The 20,741-nt window shown below is 67.4% G+C and carries 21 protein-coding genes; 7 read left to right on the top strand and 14 right to left on the bottom strand.

What is annotated here, in order from left to right; translation table 11 throughout:
- Positions 1-103: 103 nt before the first annotated feature.
- From KW843_RS16135 to KW843_RS16125, 3 genes are all read right to left on the bottom strand, one after another.
- Positions 104-1,027 (bottom strand): leucine-rich repeat domain-containing protein, encoded by a 924-nt coding sequence (locus KW843_RS16135; protein WP_218296163.1) that lies wholly within the window; start codon positions 1,025-1,027, stop codon positions 104-106.
- Positions 1,028-1,124: 97 nt separating this feature from the next.
- Positions 1,125-2,096, bottom strand: coding sequence for an AraC family transcriptional regulator (locus KW843_RS16130; RefSeq protein WP_218296162.1), 972 nt, complete (start codon positions 2,094-2,096; stop codon positions 1,125-1,127).
- Positions 2,097-2,407: 311 nt separating this feature from the next.
- On the bottom strand, positions 2,408-2,701 hold the full coding sequence (locus KW843_RS16125; RefSeq protein ID WP_218296161.1) for a DUF4148 domain-containing protein: 294 nt from the start codon (positions 2,699-2,701) through the stop codon (positions 2,408-2,410).
- Positions 2,702-2,954: 253 nt separating this feature from the next.
- Between KW843_RS16125 and KW843_RS16120 the strand changes: the two genes are divergently transcribed.
- Positions 2,955-3,767, top strand: coding sequence for an alpha/beta hydrolase-fold protein (locus KW843_RS16120; RefSeq protein WP_218296160.1), 813 nt, complete (start codon positions 2,955-2,957; stop codon positions 3,765-3,767).
- A gap of 276 nt (positions 3,768-4,043) precedes the next feature.
- Positions 4,044-6,161 (top strand): bifunctional diguanylate cyclase/phosphodiesterase, encoded by a 2,118-nt coding sequence (locus KW843_RS16115; protein ID WP_255594771.1) that lies wholly within the window; start codon positions 4,044-4,046, stop codon positions 6,159-6,161.
- A gap of 63 nt (positions 6,162-6,224) precedes the next feature.
- On the opposite strand, the gene KW843_RS16110 is transcribed toward KW843_RS16115, so the two are convergent.
- The 4 genes from KW843_RS16110 to KW843_RS16095 all read right to left on the bottom strand — a co-directional run bounded on the left by KW843_RS16110 (position 6,225) and on the right by KW843_RS16095 (position 10,194).
- On the bottom strand, positions 6,225-7,487 hold the full coding sequence (locus tag KW843_RS16110) for an MFS transporter (RefSeq protein ID WP_218296158.1): 1,263 nt from the start codon (positions 7,485-7,487) through the stop codon (positions 6,225-6,227).
- A gap of 207 nt (positions 7,488-7,694) precedes the next feature.
- Positions 7,695-8,651 (bottom strand): universal stress protein, encoded by a 957-nt coding sequence (locus tag KW843_RS16105; RefSeq protein WP_218296157.1) that lies wholly within the window; start codon positions 8,649-8,651, stop codon positions 7,695-7,697.
- A gap of 134 nt (positions 8,652-8,785) precedes the next feature.
- On the bottom strand, positions 8,786-9,019 hold the full coding sequence (locus KW843_RS16100; RefSeq protein ID WP_218296156.1) for a hypothetical protein: 234 nt from the start codon (positions 9,017-9,019) through the stop codon (positions 8,786-8,788).
- A gap of 380 nt (positions 9,020-9,399) precedes the next feature.
- A complete protein-coding gene (locus tag KW843_RS16095; RefSeq protein ID WP_218296155.1) occupies positions 9,400-10,194 on the bottom strand; it encodes a sigma-70 family RNA polymerase sigma factor in 795 nt (264 codons plus the stop codon).
- 95 nt (positions 10,195-10,289) lie between these two features.
- On the opposite strand from KW843_RS16095, the gene KW843_RS16090 reads away from it, so the two are divergent.
- The 3 genes from KW843_RS16090 to KW843_RS16080 all read left to right on the top strand — a co-directional run bounded on the left by KW843_RS16090 (position 10,290) and on the right by KW843_RS16080 (position 12,147).
- Complete coding sequence (locus tag KW843_RS16090; protein ID WP_218296154.1) at positions 10,290-10,886, top strand: ATP-dependent Clp protease proteolytic subunit; 597 nt, start codon at positions 10,290-10,292, stop codon at positions 10,884-10,886.
- Positions 10,887-11,184: 298 nt separating this feature from the next.
- Positions 11,185-11,478, top strand: a complete 294-nt coding sequence (locus KW843_RS16085) for a DUF4148 domain-containing protein (RefSeq protein WP_218296153.1) — start codon at positions 11,185-11,187, stop codon at positions 11,476-11,478.
- A 285-nt stretch (positions 11,479-11,763) separates the two neighbouring features.
- Positions 11,764-12,147 (top strand): surface-adhesin E family protein, encoded by a 384-nt coding sequence (locus KW843_RS16080; RefSeq protein WP_255591045.1) that lies wholly within the window; start codon positions 11,764-11,766, stop codon positions 12,145-12,147.
- Here KW843_RS16080 and KW843_RS16075 read toward each other — a convergent pair.
- The 4 genes from KW843_RS16075 to KW843_RS16060 form a co-directional block, all read right to left on the bottom strand.
- Positions 12,083-12,646 carry a DUF421 domain-containing protein gene (locus KW843_RS16075; RefSeq protein ID WP_370628507.1) on the bottom strand — a complete coding sequence of 188 codons (564 nt, stop codon included), beginning with the start codon at positions 12,644-12,646 and terminating at the stop codon, positions 12,083-12,085. The genes KW843_RS16080 and KW843_RS16075 overlap by 65 nt on opposite strands.
- Before the next feature lie 198 nt (positions 12,647-12,844).
- A complete protein-coding gene (locus tag KW843_RS16070; RefSeq protein ID WP_218296151.1) occupies positions 12,845-13,426 on the bottom strand; it encodes a cysteine hydrolase family protein in 582 nt (193 codons plus the stop codon).
- A gap of 117 nt (positions 13,427-13,543) precedes the next feature.
- A complete protein-coding gene (locus tag KW843_RS16065) occupies positions 13,544-13,972 on the bottom strand; it encodes a surface-adhesin E family protein (RefSeq protein WP_218296150.1) in 429 nt (142 codons plus the stop codon).
- 65 nt (positions 13,973-14,037) lie between these two features.
- Positions 14,038-14,538 carry a flavodoxin family protein gene (locus KW843_RS16060; protein WP_218296149.1) on the bottom strand — a complete coding sequence of 167 codons (501 nt, stop codon included), beginning with the start codon at positions 14,536-14,538 and terminating at the stop codon, positions 14,038-14,040.
- Between the two features lie 187 nt (positions 14,539-14,725).
- Between KW843_RS16060 and KW843_RS16055 the strand changes: the two genes are divergently transcribed.
- On the top strand, positions 14,726-16,312 hold the full coding sequence (locus tag KW843_RS16055; protein ID WP_218296148.1) for a methyl-accepting chemotaxis protein: 1,587 nt from the start codon (positions 14,726-14,728) through the stop codon (positions 16,310-16,312).
- Positions 16,313-16,378: 66 nt separating this feature from the next.
- Here KW843_RS16055 and ligD read toward each other — a convergent pair whose 3' ends face one another.
- Positions 16,379-17,230, bottom strand: a complete 852-nt coding sequence (gene ligD, locus KW843_RS26805; protein WP_370628506.1) for a non-homologous end-joining DNA ligase — start codon at positions 17,228-17,230, stop codon at positions 16,379-16,381.
- A gap of 113 nt (positions 17,231-17,343) precedes the next feature.
- A complete protein-coding gene (locus tag KW843_RS26800; RefSeq protein WP_255594770.1) occupies positions 17,344-18,252 on the bottom strand; it encodes a Ku protein in 909 nt (302 codons plus the stop codon).
- Between the two features lie 210 nt (positions 18,253-18,462).
- Here KW843_RS26800 and KW843_RS16045 point away from each other — a divergent pair, with 210 nt between their 5' ends.
- Positions 18,463-18,675 carry a hypothetical protein gene (locus KW843_RS16045; RefSeq protein ID WP_218296146.1) on the top strand — a complete coding sequence of 71 codons (213 nt, stop codon included), beginning with the start codon at positions 18,463-18,465 and terminating at the stop codon, positions 18,673-18,675.
- A gap of 61 nt (positions 18,676-18,736) precedes the next feature.
- Here the strand turns inward: KW843_RS16045 and KW843_RS16040 are convergent, their stop codons facing one another.
- Positions 18,737-20,674 carry a sigma-54-dependent Fis family transcriptional regulator gene (locus tag KW843_RS16040; RefSeq protein WP_218296145.1) on the bottom strand — a complete coding sequence of 646 codons (1,938 nt, stop codon included), beginning with the start codon at positions 20,672-20,674 and terminating at the stop codon, positions 18,737-18,739.
- Positions 20,675-20,741 lie beyond the last annotated feature (67 nt).

Genomic DNA, 20,741 nt, shown 5'->3' with positions numbered 1-20,741 from the left:
GGCTGGATGGCGGGCGGGTGTGATGGCCCGCGGCGCCAGCGGTGGTGCTTCAATTTTTATAGCTGCTTGCGCTTGTGTGGAAAGTGCTGGAGGCCAAAAAGCCTCAAACCTGCCTGCGCCGCAATGCCCGCAGGCCCAGCGTGGCGGCGGCCAGCGACAGCAGCGCCAGCGCCCATTGGCCCAGCGTGGGCACGGGGGTGGCCGGCCCCGGGGGCGCGCCGTTGCACTGCGCGTGCCAGGGTGTCTCTCCGGTGGCGGCGTCCCAGTCGGTGCTGGCCGACGGGGGGAGTGGATTGGGGCACAGGATGGACTGGCCCGTGAGCAGCGAGCTGGGCGCCGTGGGCAGGGGGCCGGTGAGCTGGTTCTGGTCCACCACCAGGACCTGCAGGCCGGGAGGCAGTGCGGGGATGGGCCCGGTGAGCTGGTTCTTCTGCACCGACAGGATTTGCAGCGCAGGCATGCCGGCGAGCGGCGGGATGGCGCCGGTGAGCTGGTTGTCGCGCACGAGAACCCATTCCAGGGCGGGCAGGCCGGTGAGCGGTGGCAGCGGGCCGGTGAAGGCATTCATCGCGGTGATGTAGCGCGTGAGGTGCTGCAGGCCCGAGGGGTCGGGCAGCGGGCCCGTGAACTGGTTGTTTCCCACGTTGAAGAACGCCAGCTGGGTCAGCCCCGCGATGGGCGGCACGGGGCCGGTCAGGCCGCCGCCGGTGAGGCTGATGGACGTGAGGTCCGGCAGCGCCGCCCAGTCAGGCAGCGGCGTGCCGGGTGGGGTGCTGGACATGGCGTTGGAGACGAATGTCATGCCGGTGACCGTGGTCTCGCCCGCGTCGCAGGCGATGCCCGCCCAGTTGCACTCGGTGCCCGGCACACCGCCCCAGCCACTGTTGTTGAGCCAATTGGGGCCATTGGTGGCGAAGTAGAAGTCCATCAGGTACTGGCGCTGCGATGGAGGAATGGCGGCCTGCGCGCTGGTGGCGGCGAGCAGGGCGAGGGTGGCGAGGAGCCGGGCAGGTATGAAAGCGGTCATGCCGGCGATTCTTGGGAATGCGCCGCGCCGCGTCGTTGCCGGCAACGACAATCGCCTTGTTCAAAACGACATGTGCGCGCCCGTGGCGCACGCCGTGTCAGGCCGTTGCGCGCACGTCGGTGGGCGTCATGCCGAAGCGCCGCCGGAAGGCCCGGCTGAAGGCGGAGAAGTCGTCGAAGCCGTTGTCCAGCACGATCTGCAGCACGCGGCGGTGGCGCTGGCCGGGGTCGGCCAGCGCGGCGCGCACGCGCTCCAGCCGGGCGCCGCGCACGAAGTCCGAAAAGCAGGTGCCCTCGCGCGCGAACAGGCGCTGCACCTGGCGTGGCGTGAGGTGGTGCAGGCGGGCGATCTGCGCCAGGCTCAGTTCGGGCTGGGCGATGCGCGCCAGGATGTCGCGCTGGATGAGCGCCAGGCGCGGCACGTCCAACGCGTCGCTCCCGGGAGGCTGCGTGCCTTGCCCTGCAGGCGTGAGCATGCTGGCCATCAGCTCCTGCAAGTGCGAGCGGGCCGATTGCAGCAGCGGTTCGGAGAGCGCGGGGCTGCCGGCCAGCAGTTGCGCATAACCCATGGCCAGGGCGGGCTCGGGCATGTCGGAACGCAGCAGCCGCAGCGGTGCTTCTTCGAGCCGCGCCACCTGCTGCGCCAGGGCGGCCCGGGGCAGCTGGAGGCTGGCGGTCTGCCCGCCCCAGAGATGGATGAACTCGTGCGCGCGGGCCTTCGAGTGCAGGACGAAGCCACCCGCCGGTATCTCCAGGTCGCCGCCTGTGGTGCGGATGGCGCAGCCGTCCTGGGTGGTGGTGAGCAAGAGGTCGTCCGCCCCGGCCCCCAGGTGCGCGGGCTTGTGTTCGAAATGCGCAGGCGTGTGCGCGCTGTGCGCATAGGCGGCCCCTGCCCCGAGGGGCATCAGGGTGACGGTGAAGTCCAGCGGGGCGGCACCTTCGCAGGGCCACAGGTCCACGCGCATCAGCGCGCGGCCAAACAGCTCGCGCAGCGCCTCGGCCTTGTCGCGCCCCGTGTAGTCGCGAGAGGAAATTCGCAGGCGCTGGGGAAGGTCGGGCGTTTGCTGCATGGGATTGACGGCAACGGATGGCGGCTGTGCGAGGCAGGCAGTTTAAGCCGGCGGTGGTGGCTTGCAAGGCCGCCGCCCCAGCGCTGGATCTCCAGGGTCTCCCCCATGCCGGGAAAAACGCGTGGCCTTCGTCATCTCGCGCTTTCTCCTGGTGCCAACAAAAAGGGCTCCCAAAGGGAGCCCGATCTGCCTGCCCGCCCCTGCGGTTCAGTTAACACTCCCCATGGCAGCAGCACCCGCAAATGCAAAGTGCCGCCACCATGGGAAGTCCCGCAACTGCTTCAATCCAACTCAAGCAGTTGGTCTGCCCATTACATGGCGCTGAATTCGCCCGAAGGGATCTGGCCGGTGCGCACGGCTTCAGCAGCCTGGGCACGCACGGCGGCGCGGTCGGCAGTGGACTTGTAGGTCACCACACGCGAACCGGCGGGCTCGATGGAGCGGGTCTGTGCCACGGTGGCGGCTTCGGCGGCCACTTCGGCGCGCGTGCGGTTCGTCTCGAACTTGGTGGCGAACTGCGAAGCATCGGCTTCATCGGCCTGGGCACCGAAAGAAGCGAAAGCAGCCACAGCGGCGATGGAGAGGAAACGTGCGGTCGTGTTCATGATGAAAATCCTTGAAGTTAAAAAAGCGTCTCAAAAAAGCCGGGACAAAAACCATTTCTGAACCGGGTTCGGTGAGTCGCCTTGCGGGTTCGGCTCATCGATGGGTTGAACTGTACGCCTGGGGTATCCAAAGAAAAACCACCTGGTCGCGAACTAACTGTTCCAGTATTGAGAACAATCATTCCGCCTCCGGTAGAGCCCCTGCGCGCCGCGAACCCGGATGTCACAATGCCCCGACAGGAGGAGACAGAACGTGCACACAGAATTCCAGCAGACGCGCCGCGCGGCGCTCATTGCGGTCGCGGCCACGTTGGCGGCATGCGGTGGAGGCTCGGGCGACGGCGAGGCGCCGCCAGAGGTGGGACAGGTGATCAACTCGACCATGAAGTCGGCTTTCAATGGCAGCACGTACCCCATCCAGGTCTTTTTGCCGCAGGCCTATGCCACGGGCACAACCACGCTGCCCGTCATCTATGCGACCGAGGGCGATGCGCAGTACGGAGGGCCCAATATCTCGCGCTTTGACACGTTCAAGGCGGTGATGCAGCGGCTGGGTACGCAGGCCATCCTGGTGGGCATTGGGGGCACTGCATGGCGGGGCATCGACTTCCTCATGCCCGGTGCGGCCAAGTACCTCGACTTCATCGTGAAGGAACTGGTGCCCGCCGTGGAGCGCCAGTACCGCGCCGACCCCAGGCGCAGGGCCCTCTCAGGCTTGTCCCATGGGGGCTACTTTGTGGTGGCGGCACTCATACTGGAGGCCCGCGCAGGCGTGGCGCCCAGCTTTTCACACTACCTTTCGACCGAATGCAGCGTGGGCGAGCACACCAGCCCCGCCGGCGTGCTGGCGTTTGAAAAGCAGATCGACGGCAAACCCCTGCCCACAACGCTGTTCCTGGCGGGTGCGAGCGGCGGCAATCACCCGCTGGTCAGCATCCCCCTCTTCAATCAGATGGCCTCGCAGAGCCTGCCGGGCCTGGTGATGCACAAGGCCGAGTACAACACCACGCATGTGGGGGCGGACGTGCCCGCGTTTGAAGAGGCGCTCAAGCGGTTCGTGTCCTAGGCCCGCCCGCAGGCCGCGGCGAAAGCCCCATCCCTGCGCGGTGCTCGCAACCCTTGGCCCGCAGGACCCGGGGTGCCAAAAAAACTTGCGGCCAGGTGGAGATTTGACGATATTGAGGTGCCGTTCCCGCCGGCAAGCCACTGGCAAGCACCGTTGCGCGTAGCGGCGGGCGGCGTCTTTTTGGAGGATGTTGCATTGAAGTGTCCCCCCATTCTCGAGTCGGAAGCAGCCCGCCTTCAGGCGCTTTCCGACTACGGACTTGATGGTGATCGCCCTTTGCCAAGCCTTGATTCGGTCGTCCAGATCGCGGCCAGGATCTTCGGCATGCCCGTTGCGGCCGTGAACCTCATTGGCGACGACCATGTGTTCTTCGCGGCCAGCACAGGGTTCGAAGGCCAGCGCGTGGACATGCGGCGGGACGTATCGTTCTGTGCGCACGCCATCGCCAGGAATGAGGTCATGGTGGTGCCGGACGCGAGCCGGGATGCGCGTTTCTATGACAACCCGCTGGTCACCGGATTCGCCGGCGTGCGGTTCTATGCGGGAGTGCCGCTGTACTCCCCTGGCGGGCTGGCGCTGGGCGCGCTGTGCGTGATCGACAGTGTTCCCGATTTCGACTTCTCGGACGACGACCGTGCGCGGCTCGCGGATCTCGCGCAGATGGCCTGCGACCGTCTGGAATTGCGCAGGCTGGAACACTCCACCGAACGCGCCCGGCGGCCCTTCGAGGACGATGCGCGAACCTCGCCCACGGCGGTGGTCTGGTTCGATGAGAGCTTGCGTGTCATGGCATGGAACAAGGCCGCCGCGTCCATCTTCGGCCATGTTCCGGCGGACGGTCCGGGCCGCCTGGTCGTGGATTTCCTGGCGGAGCGCCACCGCGCCGCGGTGGGAGGCCTCATTGCGCAGGCCGCCGCCGCCGGCACGGCGGACGGGCTGGTGGTTCCCGACGGCCTGGCCGGGGTGCGCAAGGACGGCTTGGAATTCCCGCTGGGCGTGGCGCTTTTTTGCTGGCGCGACAAAGGCAAGCTGACCTTCCACGCCCATCTGCAGGACCTGTCGAGCCACCCAGGGCAGTCCGCGGAGCTCCGGCGGCTGTCCACGACCGACCTCCTCACGGGATTGGCCAATCGCGCGAGCTTGTACCGGCGCATGGAAGAAGCACTGGCGGGATCCGCCGGGGCATGCCTGCTGCTTGTCGACATCGACGGCTTCAAGGACGTGAACGACACCCTGGGACATGGCGTGGGCGACGGTGTCTTGCGCGAAGCGGCCCAGCGCCTGGTCGAGTGCGTGCCTTCGCTGGCCACCGTGGCGCGCACCGGCGGCGATGAATTCGCGGTTCTCATCCCCGGCTGCACCAGCCATCGGGAATCGATGGCGGCGGCCCGGAGCATCGTCGACAGCCTTGCCGAGCCCATCAGCGTGAACGTGCACGAAATCCGCATCACCGCGAGCTGCGGACTGGCCGCGGCGCCGGGCGATGCGCAGGAAGCACTGGAGCTTTTCAGCAACGCGGACCTCGCCCTGTTCAAGGCCAAGAGCTATGGGCGAGGGCAGGTCTTCGCGTATGCCGCGACTCTGCGCATGGAGGCGACGGCCCGGAGGCTGTACAGCATCGAACTGCACCGCGCCGTCAGCGAGGGCGAGTTCGTGCTGTTCTATCAGCCCCAGATCAGGCTGAGCGATGGCTCCCTGCGCGGTGCGGAGGCCCTGATTCGCTGGCAGCACCCACAACGCGGGTTGCTCTCGCCCGCTGCATTCCTGCCCGCGCTGGAAAACGGGCCCCTGGCATCGGTGGTGGGCTTCTGGGTGCTCGACGAAGCCTGTGCGCAGGCAGCGCATTGGCGCCGCTGCGGCGCCACCGATTTCCGCATCGGCGTAAACCTGTTTGGCGCCCAGTTCCGGGTGAACGACATGGCGGCGGAGGTGGCTGCCACCTTGCAGAGGCATGGCTTGCCCCCGCATGCCCTGGAGCTGGAAGTGACCGAGAACATCGTTCTCGATGACGACGATCTGGTGCTGGGCGTGCTGGAGAAAATCAAGGGCATGGGCGTCGGTATCGCCTTTGACGACTTTGGCACCGGTTATGCGTCGCTCAGCCTCCTCAAGAAGTACCCGGTGACGCGTTTGAAAATCGACCGTTCCTTCGTCCAGAGCACGCCCGAGTCAGAGCGGGATACCGCGGTGGTCCGCGCCATTCTGGACATGGCCCGGAGCTTCGATCTTGAAACCGTGGCGGAAGGCGTGGAGACCGAAATGCAGCGCGACTACCTGAAGGATTGCGGCTGCCAGGAAGGGCAGGGCTACCTGTTCAGCCGCCCTGTGTCCTCCTACGAGTTTTCCGAGTCCTTCCGCCTGCGCACGGAAAACCGGATGGGCAAGCTTGCATGATGGCCGCCGCGCCAGGGCCGGTATGCCGCAAGCCGCAATGAACCGGAGTCCGACGCCACGCTTTCACCTGCGGCGCGCCGGGGCCGTCCCACCCGCCAGGACACAGGCGGCGGCAAGAACCTGGAGCAAGAGCACCATGGCAAAAAAAGGCCCGGTGTTGGTGCCCAGCAGCGGGGCACCCGCTGCCCCGTGGCTGAGCACCGCCGCAAAAACCATGGGGGCGAACGCGTAGAGGGCCTGGGCCACCGCCACGCAGCGCGCAACGACCCGTGGTACCTCCGGGGGGGCGAATTCTGATTGCGCGATGAGCGGTGGCATCGAGGTCGCATTCCCGATGCCCAGGCCGAACAGAATGATGCCCAGAACCAGGATGCCTGCATGGTGCGCGCCCGCAAGCAGCATCAGCGCAGTCCCCACGGCCTGCACGCCGTAGCTGCATGCCGCGGCAAGCCTGCGGTTGGCCCGTGGCCCCACCACGCGGGCCATCACCAGGCGCCCGCCCATTCCGCACCCCGTGGCCAACGCCATGATGGCGCCGGCCTGCTGCCTTCCCAACCCCGGCACCATGAGCGAGAAGAGCTGGGCAATCAGTCCGATTTGGGCAAACAATCCCAGCGACATGGCCGCCGCCAAGGTCAGGAAGCCCCGGTCCGACCATCGAAGAGTGCCGTCCCGTGCTGGAGGGGGCGCGCCTGCTTCCGTATCGCTGCCATCGGTTCCATCCGCCAACGGCGATTGTGTGGAGGGTGACTTGGGCAGCACCGTGTGCGCGATGATCGCGACCATCCCCACCAGCACGGTGCCCACGCAAAGCGCTGCCACGGGGAATCCGTAGCGTTCGATCATGGCCGCCCACAGGGGGGAGAACACCATGCCCCCCACGCTCGCGCCGTTGTATGCCTTGCCCAGCGCGAGCGGCCGCCGCGCCACGAACCAGGGCGAGATGATCGCGTTGATGCCTGCTGCCCCCAGGGGAACCCACCCACCGCCGGTCAATGCCGCCGCGACAAAAAGCTGCCAGGGCTGTGCCGCGGCGGCCCATCCAGCGACTCCGAGCGCGAGCACGACGGCGCCCCCCTGTGTCGTCGCGGGAATGCCGAAACGGCGATGCCATCCTGGCAGGCAGATCACGACCCCTGCACCCACCAGGAAGTGAAAGGTGACCGCAGCAGACACCAGGGACAGGGACCAGCCGGTGCGCGCCATGACCGCGTGCAGGAAGACTGGCGGGCCGTAGAAGCCCGCGCCCCATCCCAGCAGTGCAATGACGAAGGCTGCGCGGACTACGGTGTCGCCATAGAAGACGGGGCGGCGGGTGGAAGGCATGCGGACAAGAGTGGCGGGCGCGGTGAAGACCGCAGGACCACCGATGCTGCCCGCTGGCGCGAGAGCACGGTTCGCCCTGGAGCGAACTGTGGGTGTTCATCCACCGTGCATCGTTGGGGGCGGGGGGCGCCCCTTGCGTCCCCGCCGTCTCAGGTGACCGGCCACAGCATTCCTTGCCTGGTGGAGACCCGCCTCTGGGCGGGCGTGTCAGGGGCTCTGGCGTCGAGGCGACGCGCCGGGTGCGTGCGGCCGCAGTGGGGCGCCCGCCCTGACGCGGCGCACGGGAAGGTCGGGCGCGAGCCGCTCCACGGCAGAGGTGCGGGACGCGGGTCGAAAGCCGTGTGGCACCACCAGCACGTCCACGCGTGCCTCCCGGAGCAGGCGTTGTGCAACGCTCTCGAACAGGAGGTCGGACACCATCGAAGCCGGGTGTTTGCCGACGACGACAAGGTCCGCCGCGCTGTGCTGCTGCTGCACCAGAATCTGGCGAACGGGGTCTCCCCGCCCGATGGAGGACGACAGCCGATTGCGCCGTGCATCATGCGAATCCGTCAATGTGACCATCCTGTCCTGCGCGGAGCGCCGGCACTGTTCGCGGTAGAGCTGGATGGCGCGCTCCGACACTTCGGCATACCGCAGCTTTCCTTCGTCGGCGGTGCTGATGGCGTGAAAGAGCTCGACCCGTGCCGAGGGTTGGAGCGCAAGGCCCAGGTCGACCAGGCCGTGAGACATCCGCGAGAAGTCCACGGCCACCATCAGACCCTGGTACGGCTGGTGGGCCGGATTGCGCACGACGATGATGGGGCGTGGGCAAGCGCGCAGCATCCTGAGGGCCGGATGGGTGGTGAACCAGGCGCGCAGGCCTCGCACGGGTGCCGTGCCCCACACGACCAGATCGGCGCCAGCCGCCCAGCGTGCGACCTGTTCGGCATCGCCTGCGGCCTGCGTTGCCGCCTGCACCGCGATGTCGTGGCGCTGCCCCAGCTGCACCGCGTGATGTGCCAGCCGCACGTCCGTGTCCGAAGGCGGCTCCTCGCCGGGGTCGGCAAGGTAGGAGATTTTCAGCGTCGCACCGTGCTCGGCGCAGCACAGCGCAGCCCGGGCCAGTGCGTGGCCTCCCTGCTGGGAGAAATCGGTGACGGCAAGGATGGAGCGAGGGATCATGGGGAAAACTGCTTTCTGAAAGAGCGGCGCCGGCCGGCGGCGCCAATGCGCGGCGAGACCGGGGCGGGCATGGAGATCGGCGAGGGGACGTGCATCTGGCGCACCGCGGGCCGCGGTGGCTGCTTGCCGCGGGGCTACCTGGCGTAGTCGCCCCAGGCCTCGGGCGGGTGGCGGACGCTCGCGGCCGTGGCTGCGCGCGTTTCGCCATGTGTGGCGGCCACCTCGGCATGCAGGGCGCGGGAGCGGACGATCTCTGCGGTGTGGGGCAGGTCCGCAAGGAATGCGGGAAGCTGCGGGACTCTCAGCTGCGACCGGCGAGGGAAATCAGGTTCGGTGAGCGTGCGCCCGCCGTGATCCACTGTATGCATGAAAAGCACTCCATCGAGTCCGGCCGTTGCCCTGTGGGCAAAAGGCGGCCGCTACCGCGCAAGGCGGGTGCCCGGCGGTGGATGTCTGCGCTGAAAGGGGGAAAAGGTGCCGCCGGGCTCAGGAATGTGCTGGCGCTGGCTGACGGTGCGCCTTCCTTGCCGCCGCGCGAAGCGGTGCGGTCAGGGCGGCGGCGGTTCGAGGGAAGGTGGCGGTCATGGGCCCAGTGTACGCAAGGTGCACCCCTTTGGCGGCCAAAGGCCCCATGCTTCTTGCCAGATAGCGCGGATGTCCCGGGCTACCCGGGCCAGGTGCCGCCTGTGGCCCTGAACCTGGCCATCGTGCGCGCGGGCCTGGAGGGGGCGGGCCCTGGCGGCGGCCGCTAGAGCGCCACGGTTTCCGGCTCGTGCTCAGTCTGCACGCCCAGCGGCAGCACACACAGCCTGACGCCGTCCAGCGTGAGCACCAGGCCAAGCTGCCCGCCCATCTGCACCACGCCACAGGAGGTCGCGGCCGGCGCGGAGATGGCTTCGGCGGCGGCCACGCATGCCCGCGCAGACGCACTGACTGGCGGCTGGCCGAGCATCGCCCACAGTATTTGCGGATCACGCAGCCGGAGCGATTGCAGGAACATGCGGAAAACCACCTCTTCGCTCGATTCGCGTTCGGGCGATGGCCGAGGCTCCAACCCGCTGCCCGCGCGCCGCAGCCGCAACAGTGCCCGCCGCAGCTGTTGCCGGCTGGCGGCTTCGGACCGGCCACTGGCCTGGGCGATCTCGGCATGGCCGAGCTCGAACACTTCGTGCAGCAGCACCACGGCCCCGTCCGCTGGCGCCAGGTGGGCGGCGAGCAGGCGCAGCGCGCGGGAGGCATCCTCCGCCAGCGCCGCATCCATCTCGGCCGATGGTGACGCATGCACGGGGTGGCTGGCGACAGCTTGCGCCAGCCATTGCTGCATCCAGTGGCGCCGGCGCAGTCGGTCGATGGCCAGATTGCGCACCACGGTGAGCAGCCAGGCCTGGGCCGCGTTGAGTTCCAGCGCGTCGGCCTCCAGCGCGCGGACATAGGCGTCCTGCACGGCGTCCTCGGCATCCGAGGGGCCCAGCAGGCGGGAGGCCGCGCGCACCAGGCGGCGGCGGTCAGCGTCGATCAGGGCCGGCTGGCGTTCGTCATGCATCTGCAAATCTTGCCACAGCCTTGCCGGGGCCCGCGTGTCACGAAATCCGCGCTTCGTTCGTCAAGGCAGTTCCACCACCCCGAGGAATCCCGCCCATGAACACCCCAGACACCGCCACGACGCCCAGCGCCACCGAGCCGCGCACTTCCTATCTGGAGGAAAAGGCGTTCAAGTCGCGCACCCTGCTGATCTTCGGCACCGTCACCGACCTGGTGGCCGCCGACGTGGCGCGCCGGCTTATCGCATTGGACGCCGACAGCGCCGAACCCATCGACGTGCTGGTGAGCTCGCCCGGCGGACACCTGGAATCGGGCGACGCCATCCACGACATGGTGCGCTTCATCGCAGCACCGGTGAACATGATCGGCACTGGCTGGGTCGGCAGCGCGGCCACCCATCTGTACCTGGCGGCCCCACGCGAGCGGCGCTACTGCCTGCCCAACACACGCTTTCTGATCCACCAGCCCAGCGGCGGCTCCGGCGGGCCGGCCAGCGACATCGCCATCCAGGCCCGCGAGATCGTCAAGGCCCGGGAGCGCATCGCGCGCACGATCGCGCGGGAAACCGGCAAGCCGCTGGACGTGGTGCTGGCGGACATCGAGCGGGACCGGTGGCTGTCGGCCGAGGAAGCGGTCGAGTACGGACTCGTGTCGCGGATCATCGAGCGCAAGAGCCAGCTGCGGGCCGCTTGATCTGGTGGCGCACGCGGCGAAGGAGGGCCGTCCGAAGGACGCCGAGGCTGGGTAGCCTTCACCGGTGCGGCCGGAAACCCGGCCTTGGATTTGGTTCCCGGAGATTGTTTCCGATACTGGAACGGTTAGTTCGCGACCAGATGGTTTTTCTGTGCGCGCCACCGGCGTACAGTTCAACCCATCGATGAGCCGAACCCGCAAGGCGACTCACCGAACCCGGTTTGAAGCAGTCGTGAGCATGGCTCTTCGCGCTTTGTTCCGGCTTTTTTTGAGACGCTTTTCTTTAAGGATTTCTATCATGAACACCACCGCCCGTTTTCTCTCCATCGCCGCTGTTGCCGCTTTCGCCTCTTTTGGCGCCCACGCCGACGAAGCCGACTCCTCGCAGTTCGCCCTGCAGTTCGATACGAACCGCACCCGTGCCGAAGTGAAGGCGGAAGCCGTTGTCGAAGCTCGCACCCACAACATGGAGCCAGCAGGCTCCCGCGTGGTGACCTACCAATCCACGGCCGACCGCAGCGCCGTGCGCGCCCAGGCAGCCGAAGCCGTGCGCACCGGCCAGATCCCTCACGGCGAATTCAGCGCCATGTAATTGAATTGACGCAGTTGCGGGCCTTTCCATGGTGGCGGCACTTCGCGGGTGCCGCTGCCATGGGAAGTGTTTTCACCGCAGCGCAAGGCAGTACAACGGGCCCCATCGGGGCCTTTTTTTGTGGGTGGTCTCCACGTGGCGGCAAGCACCGATAAACTGCTGCCGAGTCCGCATTGGCGCCATTGAGGGCGCGCGGGGGCCTCTTGCCTGCCACCCTCCCACACGGCCTTGTCCCAGAGCGGGGTTCTCCCAATGATCTGCGCCACTTTCCTGTGCATAGCCGCCATGTCGTCTCCGGCGCAGGCCGAGGACGTCTGGTTCACGTTGCATGGCGACCGCCAGGAGGGTGAAAAGAACCTGATCGAGGTGCGCCCCGAGCCCGTGGGCCTGGACCACCGCGTGGTACTCGATCTGCGCGTTTCAAGAGACAGGACCCGGACTTCCTTCAAGGGGCAGAAGTACCGCTCGTACTATGCCAGGGTGGTGGTCCATTGCCCTTCCCGAACGGCGTGGTATGTGTGGCTCACCTACTATGGGCTGCCGGCCTGGAAGGGCGACGCCGTGGGCCGCGAGGAGTACGCCGAAGGCAAGGCCCCCGTGCTGTTCAAGGATGTGCCGGGAGAGCCTTACAAGGGAATGATCTCTGCGGCATGCAAGGTGCGTGGGTAGCTCCCGCCGGTGCGGTTGCCTCACGCATTCTTCCCGGATTTCTGCAGGATGCTGATGTGCCCGTCTGCTTCAAGAAACGCAAATTGCATGTCTTTCGGGTCGCAGTCCGCTTCACGCAGCGCACGCTGCGCGTCGCGCAGCGTACATGGTGCTTGCGCAGCACATCCGTGAAGATTTCCCCGTTGCTGCCGATCAGGACCGGACGGCCTTCCACCCACTGCTGAACCCGTTCGCTGCGGGAGGTGATGACCGCGACGGCGACATTCAGCGCAATCAGCGTCGTTGCGGAAAGCAGTCCTGCCGTGACGGACTTCTCGTCACCGTTCAGACCTGCGGACACCGACTCGCTCAGCAGCATCACCACCAGAAGATCGAAGGGGGTGAACTGGCCCACCGTCCGCTTGCCTGAAATCCGTACCAGCAGGAGAAGCACCGCATAGATGATGGCGGCCCGCAATGGCATCTCCCACCACGCACCGCCCAGCTGAAAAACGTCCATAGGCTTACCCGTCTCGATCTGCACCCGTGAAACCGACCGGCATCGACATCCTTCCGGGGCGCGGTTGATCGCTAGACTATCCGAGCGCCCCGCGAAGCGGGCGTCAGAGGAATGCCGGCTTGCCGGCTGGGCGTGTCCTACAGGTGGTGTTCTGGTGGCCCTCGTAGCCGCTCAGGGCGAGCACGGCCGCGAAGAACGTCATGCCTTGCGGATGGAGCATTTGAGAACCCGCGACATCTGGTGCAGCGCGGCCTGCTTGTGCGGTTCGTGCTCGGCCGCCGTGCAATTGGCGGGCACCCATACCTTGAACCCCCGCATGTAGGCATCCATCGCCGTCAGGTGCACGCACATGTCCGCCGCCAGGCCGACAACGATCAATTGCTGCGTTTGCATCTGCCTGAGCAGATGGTCCAGCGGCGTCGAGTGAAAAGCGGAATGCAGGGGTTTCAGGACCGTCAGGTCGCCATCGCCCGGCGCCAGAAGGGTGGCGATCTCGCCCCGCGCACCAGGCAAGGCCTGGCATGCCTTCACCAGATCCTTGAAGTCAGACCTCCAGATCCCGTAGTTGTCGTTGGCATAGATGGCCACCGCCCCCTGGGCCGAGAGCCGGCGCTTGAGCCGCGCGGTGGCATGCGCCGCCTCCAGGGCGCCGCGCAGCAAGGCGTTCGCGCCGGGAAACCGCATCGGATTGATGAAATCGACAAGCACCAGGGCGGTGGCGCTCGGCTTCAACGCGGCCGCCTGGATTTCGGCCTTGCCGAATGCAGGGGTGGCCGCCATCACGGTCCGCCTACAACCGGCGGGTTTCCCAGGGGGCCAACCCGGTGGGACGTGCCTTTGATGCCGGTCGGCGGCATTGCGGCGATCGGGGTCGGCGCGGCAGAAAACTCCAGGGTTTCAGGGGCTCTGCAGCGCGATGGCGCAGGCGGCCTTGATCAGTCGGTCCCTGGGGTTGGGCTCCATCTCCGCGAAGGCCAGGTTGCGGCCGTCGCTCTCGGCATACTCCACCAGGCGCATCTTTCCGTGCCACAGCGGCTTGCTGAACAGGGCGATGGAGCGGTGCCACGCCTTCAGCCCGGTACAGTCCACCACGGCCGTGGAGTAGTAGGAGTGGTAGGGCTGATCATCAAAGCCCGTGCGTGGCCTGGCGCGGTTCACCCTGAGCTTGACGAGGCGCATGGATTCAAATGCGATGGCGCTGGTGGCATCCACCTCCAGCGTGTCCACGAAGGCATTGGCGGGGTCTCCCACCACGGTGAGCCATGAGGGCGCCTCGGCCGCGGCCGCCGAGGATGCCAACACAGCCACGATCAGGAGGGGGGTCATTTGCGGTCTCGTGCAAAGCGTCATTAAACCCGATTGTTCCGGGAAGGTGGGCTCCGTTCGTTCTTCTAGAACACACCCAGCGCCAGCCCCGTAGCCATCGCTTCGCCCAGGGTGCGGCAGCGCAGCAGATCTTCATCGCCGATGTGCTTGACGGCGAGGATGGCCTCGGGGGTCTGGGCATGGGTGCAAACGATGAGGGGATCCCCGATGGGCCGCAGGCGCCAGCCGGTGGCGATGCGCTCTATTTGCCTTGCCGCGTTGTGTCCGTCGCTGCCCGCGCAGACCAGGCTGGCATAGGGCCGGCCGTTGACGTGGTCGAGCACGGCGTAATAGCTGCGGTCGAAGAAATCCTTGAGCTGTCCGCTGATGGCTGCCAGGTTCTCGGGCGTGGCGAAAATCAGCCCGTCCGCGGCCAGCACGTCCGCGGGCCCCGCCTGCGCGGCGTGCAGCAGCCGCACCGCGACCGCCGCATCGGAGGCTGCGCCCTCGCGCGCAGCCTCGGCCATCTGGCGCGTGCCATCCGTCATGGAGTGATAGACGATCACCAAGGTCTTGCGCTGGTTCATGTCTCCAGCATAGCCCGACAACCCCTCCCGGTCCGTCGCCGGCGGCAGCGGGTGGATCCTCTTGACCCCCGTCCCATAAGCGCGTTCAATCCGCCGTACCGCGGCTAGGTTGCAAATTGTCGCCATTGCTGCAATTGCTTGCAGATCCGCCCGCGCTTGCAGCGCCGCCGTCCAAAGAGGTGAGACCATGAGCATCGCCAGACGCCTTCATGCCATTTCCTTCCTCCTGATCGCGGGGCTCGCGGGGATCGTGCTCCTGGCCTGGCTCTACCTGGGGGAGGTCACGCGCCAGACAGAACTCGTGGCCGGCAAAGAGGTGCCGCGCCAGCTCCAGGCCAGCGCGATGGAGCTGAACGTCACGCGGTCTTCGCTCCAGATGCGCCATGCGATGCTGGTGCGCACGCCGCAAGAGCTGGCGGCCACGCTGGCGGACATCGCCGACAAGAAGCGCTTGATCGACACGGACCTCGCCAGCTTCGTGCAGGCCGCGGACACCGCCGCCGAGAGGACTCTGAACGCCGAGCTGTCCAAAGGGCTGCAGGCGTTCTGGAACGTGGCCGAGCAGAACCTTCAGTTGATCCAGGAGGGAAAGAAGGAGCCGGCGTTTGACTATCTGGTGGCCTCCACGATCCCCACGCGCAATGCGGTGCTTGCCGTCCTCGCCAAGGAAAAGGAGCACCAGGCCGGGCTGCTGAAAGCCAGCCTCGCCGAAATCGAACGGGACGTGAAGCTGACCCTTCGCGCGCTGGTCAGTGCCGTGGCGGCGGTGGCGATCGGGCTGCTGCTGTTCTCCTGGCACATCGGCGCCACCTTGCGGCGCAGGGTGGCCGCGTCGCAGGCCGTGGCCAATCGCGTGAGGGACGGCGACCTGACCACCCCGGTCACGGACGGCTCGCGTGATGAATTCAGTCCCCTGCTCGCGGCGCTGGCCGTGATGCAGGACTCGCTGACCCGGATCGTCAGCCAGGTCCGCAGCGGCTCGGAGACCGTGGCGGCGGCCAGTGCGCAGATATCCACGGGCAATGGCGACCTGTCCACCAGGACGGAGCACCAGGCGAGCGCCCTGGAGGAGACGGCGGCGGCCATGGAGGAACTCAATTCCACCGTGCAGACGAATGCGCAGAATGCGCTGCAGGCGAACGTGCTCGCGCAAAGCGCCTCCACGGTCGCGAAGCAGGGGGGCGACGTCGTGTCCAGGGTGGTGGACACCATGAGCGGCATCAATGAAAGCTCCAAGAAGATCTCCGAAATCATCGGCGTCATCGACGGCATCGCCTTCCAGACCAATATCCTCGCCCTCAATGCCGCCGTGGAGGCCGCCCGGGCTGGCGAGCAGGGGCGTGGATTCGCGGTCGTGGCCTCGGAAGTGCGCAGCCTGGCAGCACGCTCCGCGGCGGCGGCCAAGGAGATCAAGGCCCTCATCGCCACCAGCGTGGAGCGCGTGGAGGCCGGGACCGTGCTGGTGGGCGCCGCGGGGCAGACGATGAAGGAAGTGGTTTCGTCCATCGAGCGGGTGACCGAGACGGTGGCGCAGATCAGCGCGGCCGGAACCGAGCAGAGCCAGGGCGTGAGCCAGGTCAACGTGGCCGTCAATCAGATGGACCAGGCCACCCAGCAAAATGCGGCGCTCGTGGAGGAAATGTCCGCGGCCGCCTCCAGCCTGAGCATCCAGTCCCGAAGGCTGGTCGAAACGGTCGCGACGTTCAAGTTGTCCAGTTCCGCGCTGCAGCTGGAAGCCTCGGGCCAGCACGGCCCGGCCTTGATGCTGGCCTGAGCCCGGCCGCCGTGCCCGATTGATCCTGTGCGCGCCCCGTGCCGGCGCCGGGAGCGCGGGCAAACGTCAGCCGGGCCGGAATCCGAGCGCTTTCATCGCGGGTGTCAAACTCACCGCGGCCTCTTCGTAGGCCTGCCAGGGGCCATTGCCCACGCCAAGCCTCGCGTCGATGTTCCGGACGTTCCAGTGGGCGGCGCTGGTCAGCGCATCCAGTTCTTCCCAACCGACGGGCACGGAAACGCCCATTCCCGGCCGTGCGCGTGCCGACCATGCGCTCACGGTCGTCGCACCGCGGCCGTTGCGCAGGTAGTCCACAAAGATCCTGCCCACCCGGTTGCGCGGACCGCTCTTGGCCACGAAGCGCTGCGGGATCGTCTCGGCCAGGTGCAGCACGATGGCCCTGGAAAAATCCTTGACCGTGTCCCAGTCGCGCAGGCGCTTGAGCGGAACCACCACGTGAAGGCCCTTGCCCCCACTGGTTTTCAAAAAGGCGGGAAGCCCCAGTCCCTGCAGCAGCACGCGCAGCAGCCGCGTGCCTTCACGCACATCCGCCCATGCCACGCCTTCGCCCGGGTCCAGGTCGAAGGTCAGCCGGTCGGGGCGCTCCATCCTGTCTTTCAGCGCGTTCCAGGTGTGGTATTCAATGACGTTCATCTGCGACCCGCTGCGCAAGCCCTGTGGGGAGACCACTTCCAGCAAGGGCGCATGCCCCTCGTCCAGCGCCGGGTCCAGGCTCCGCATGCCGGGCAGCGCCTCGGCCTCCTGGTGCTTCTGAAAGAAGAGTTCTCCCGGCACGCCCCCGGGAGCCCTCACCAGGGCCACGGGCCGTGCTTTCAGGTGCTGCAGCATCAAGGGGCCGACCTTGGCGTAGTACCGCACCATGTCCATCTTGGTGAACCCCGTGGACGGATCGATCACGCGCTCGCCGTGGGAGATGCGCGGTCCGGGCTGTGGCGATCTGGCGCGTTTCCTGGCGCGGGGCGATCGCGTCGCCGGGGCCTGTGGTGCGTGTGCCGCGTCCGCGCGCTTCATCAGGCCGCCTTCTTGCGCTGCGCGGAAGGCGCCTTGGCCGCGGCACGCTTGCGCGCGGTTTTGCGCGGCGCCGTGCCGCCCTCCTTGGCCGCCGGCCTGGCGGCAGGGCGGCGGTTTCCGGGCTTGAGGCTGCGCTGCAGCAGCTCCGTGAGGTCGATGATTTCCGCGCTGCCCGTGGCGGCCTGCGCGGGCTGCGTGACCGTGCGGGTATCGCCCTGCTGGACCTTGGCGGCCACCAGGTCCATGACCTGCTGGCGGAATTCGTCCTTGAAATCTTCCGGCTTCCAGTGGCCGGTCATTTCGGCGATGAGCTGCGTCGCCATCTTCATCTCGCTGGGCTTGATGGCGGTGGCGCCCAGGGCGGGAAGATCCAGTCCCTCGAAACCCTTGACCTCGTCGCCCCATCTGAGCAGGTTGAGGACGAGCGCGGGTCCCGAGGGCGCCAGCAGCGCCAGGTGCTGCTTGGTCTGGATCACGACCTTTGCCAGCGCGATCTTCCCGGTCCTGGCGAGGGCTTCGCGCAGCAGGGCATACACCTTGTGCCCCTTGTTGATGGGGCTCACGTAGTACGGGCGCTCCAGGTAGACGAACGGGATTTCCTGGGCGTTCACAAAGCGCTCGATCTCGATGGTCTGGGTGGTGCGCGGGAAGGCGCCTTCGATTTCCTCCGGGGAAAGAACAACGTACTGCCCGTTCTCGTACTCGACGCCCTTGACGATGTGGGCCTTGTCGATTTCCTTGCCGGTGCGCTTGTTGATCCGCTTGTAGCCCACGGGGTCCATCGACCGCTTGTCCAGCCAATCGAAGTCAATGCCTTGCTCCGTGGTGGCGGTGTGCAGGCCCACGGGAATATGGACAAGGCCGAAGGAGATGGCGCCCTTCCAGAGCACCCGGTTGCTGGTAGCCATGTACGCACTTTCTAACGGGGCATCGCGCAGCGCGGGATGCGCCGCGGGGCCGTTGGATTCGATCGTTTCGCGGCGGCCCTTCGATGTCTGTAGGAAAGCGGCGCGCCGCGGCCTCCGAAGAAGGCGCAAGGGGCCATTGGCCTACACCGTTGGCGGACTCCGCTGCCGACAATCAAAGGTCCAACGTGGCGAACGGATGAGGAGGTTTCCATGCCCGGTGAAATCGAGGAAGAGAACGTTTTTGGCACGGCGGATGCAAGCTCCTACTCCGCGGTGCTCTGCAGGACGCCGCAGGGGCGCTACACGGTGCAGAGCCTTCTGATAGACGGACACAATGTGCCGGTCCGCGATGCCTCCTGGGCCACGCGCGAAGAGGCCATCGATGCGCTCAAGGAATACGCCAAGGGAGACCGGCAACCGTAAGGCCCCGCGATCCCCGAGCGGGCGGCGGCAGCGCCAGCGCCGTGGCGCGGCAGGGGCCTGGTCATCCGGGCGGGTGGGCGAGCCTCTCCCTGCGCGTTGCCAGCTTGCGGTAGAGCGTCTGGCGGCTGATGCCCAGGGTGCGTGCCGCGTGGCTCACGTTGCCACGGCAGCTCTCCAGGGCCTGCTGAATGGCGGATTGAGACAGTTCGTCCAGGTTCTGCGGCGGGTGCGGGGCTTCCTTTGGCGCGCAGAACCGGTCGGCCCGCCGGAGTTCGTCCTGGAAGTCGTCCGGCAGGTGGTGCCATTCGAGCACCTCCTCGTGCGGCTCCAGCATCGCGCAGGTGGTCCGCAGCACGCTGGCGCATTGCCGCAGATTGCCGGGCCAGGGGTACTGTTCCAGCATCGCCATCAGCGACGGCGCCAGCCGCAGGGCGCGGGAGGGCTCGATGTCCTCCAGCATCCTCGCGCTCAGCGCGTCGAAATCGGTGCGTTCACGCAAGGGTGGAAGCTCGACCGCGAGGCCATTGATCCGGTAGTACAGGTCGGCGCGAAAGCGCCCCTGCTCCGCCTCCTCGCGCAGCTTGCGGTTGGAGGCGCAGATGAGGGCGAAGTCCACGGCCACCGGGTGGCCGCTGCCCAGGGGGACCACCTGCCGCTCCTGCAGCACCCGGAGCAACCGCGTCTGCAGGGCCGCCGGCATGTCGCCGATCTCGTCGAGGAACAGCGTGCCGCCCTGGGCCTCGCGCAGCAGGCCCAGGCGTCCTTCGCGGCGCCCGCCGGTGAACGTGCCGGGTGCGTAGCCGAACAGCTCCGACTCGATCAGCGCCTCCGGCATGGCCGCGCAGTTGATGGCGATGAAGGGGCCGTCGCGGCGCGGTCCGCTCTGGTGCGCGCCCCGCGCGAACCATTCCTTGCCCACGCCCGATTCGCCCTGCAGCAGCAGGGGGATGGGCTTGTCGAGGATGCGCCGTGTCTTGGCTGCAGCCATGCGCCAGCGCGCATCGCCGGTGTCCAGGCGCGCCAGGGCATCCGGGGGAGCGCTGGAGGGCGCGGCGGGGGCGAGGGGGCGCACGGTGCGCTTGTCGGGCACCAATTGCCCGAAGAGCTGGGAGCCATCGTGCCTGCGCAGGGAAAGCGGCGCGTCGGGGCGGCGCTGGTGGCGGGACAACAGATCCTCTAGGCCTGGATGGAGGATCTGGTCCAGCGAGACGCAGCCCAGCTGCGCGATGGAAAGGCGCAGCAGCGCCAGCGCGCTGCGGTTGCCGCCGACCACCCAGCCATCTTCCGACACCAGCGCGATGCCTTCGGCCACGGTGCCAATGCCCTCCGGGTGGGGGTGCAGGTGCAGGCGGATGTGGCGCTGGCTTGCGGACACGAGCAGCCGGTTTTCGATCATGTGGGCGGCGGTGCTCACCAGCCCCAGCGTGTGCGGGTTGCCCCGGCTGTGCTCGCTGGAGATGTCCAGAATGCCCAGCAGCTGCCCCGTGGCGGACAGGATGGGGGCCGCCGCGCAGGTCAGGAAACCGTTGCGCTCCAGGAAATGCTCCGCGCCATGCACTTCCACGGGCGCCATTTCGGCCAGCGCGGTGCCGATGGCGTTGGTGCCGCGCTGCTTTTCGTGCCACGAGGCGCCGCTGGTGAGCGCCACCCGTTCGGCCTTGCCCAGGAAGTAGGCGTCGCCACAGGTGTCCACCAGCGTTCCGCAGGGGCTGGCCAGCACCACCACGCTCTGGCTGTCGCGCACCTGCTCGAACAGGTACTCCATGACGGGGCGCGAATGCGCCAGCAACTCCTGGTGGTGGCCGCGCAGCTGCCGCAGGGCTTGCTGTTCCAGGTTGTCGGGGCTGCCCAGCCGCCCGGTCGGCCGCAGGCCGCTGTCCATGCTGCGCTGCCACGACCGCGCCAGGCGCTCGTCCACAAGCCCGCTGGGGCATTGGCCTGATTCCAGCAGGTGCTGGCGGGCCTGCCGCAGTGCCACAGATGTGGAAGTGGATCGCATGGTGTTTGTCTCCTGCCCGGGCGTCATGAACGCGCCCTGTTTGAAAGCCAGTATGGCGGTGGCCAGA

The organism is Acidovorax sp. sif1233, assembly GCF_019218755.1.
In the GTDB taxonomy this organism is placed as follows: Bacteria; Pseudomonadota; Gammaproteobacteria; order Burkholderiales; family Burkholderiaceae_C; genus Acidovorax.
Note: the sequence above shows the minus strand (reverse complement) of the source record. Positions and strands in the feature narration are given on the sequence as shown.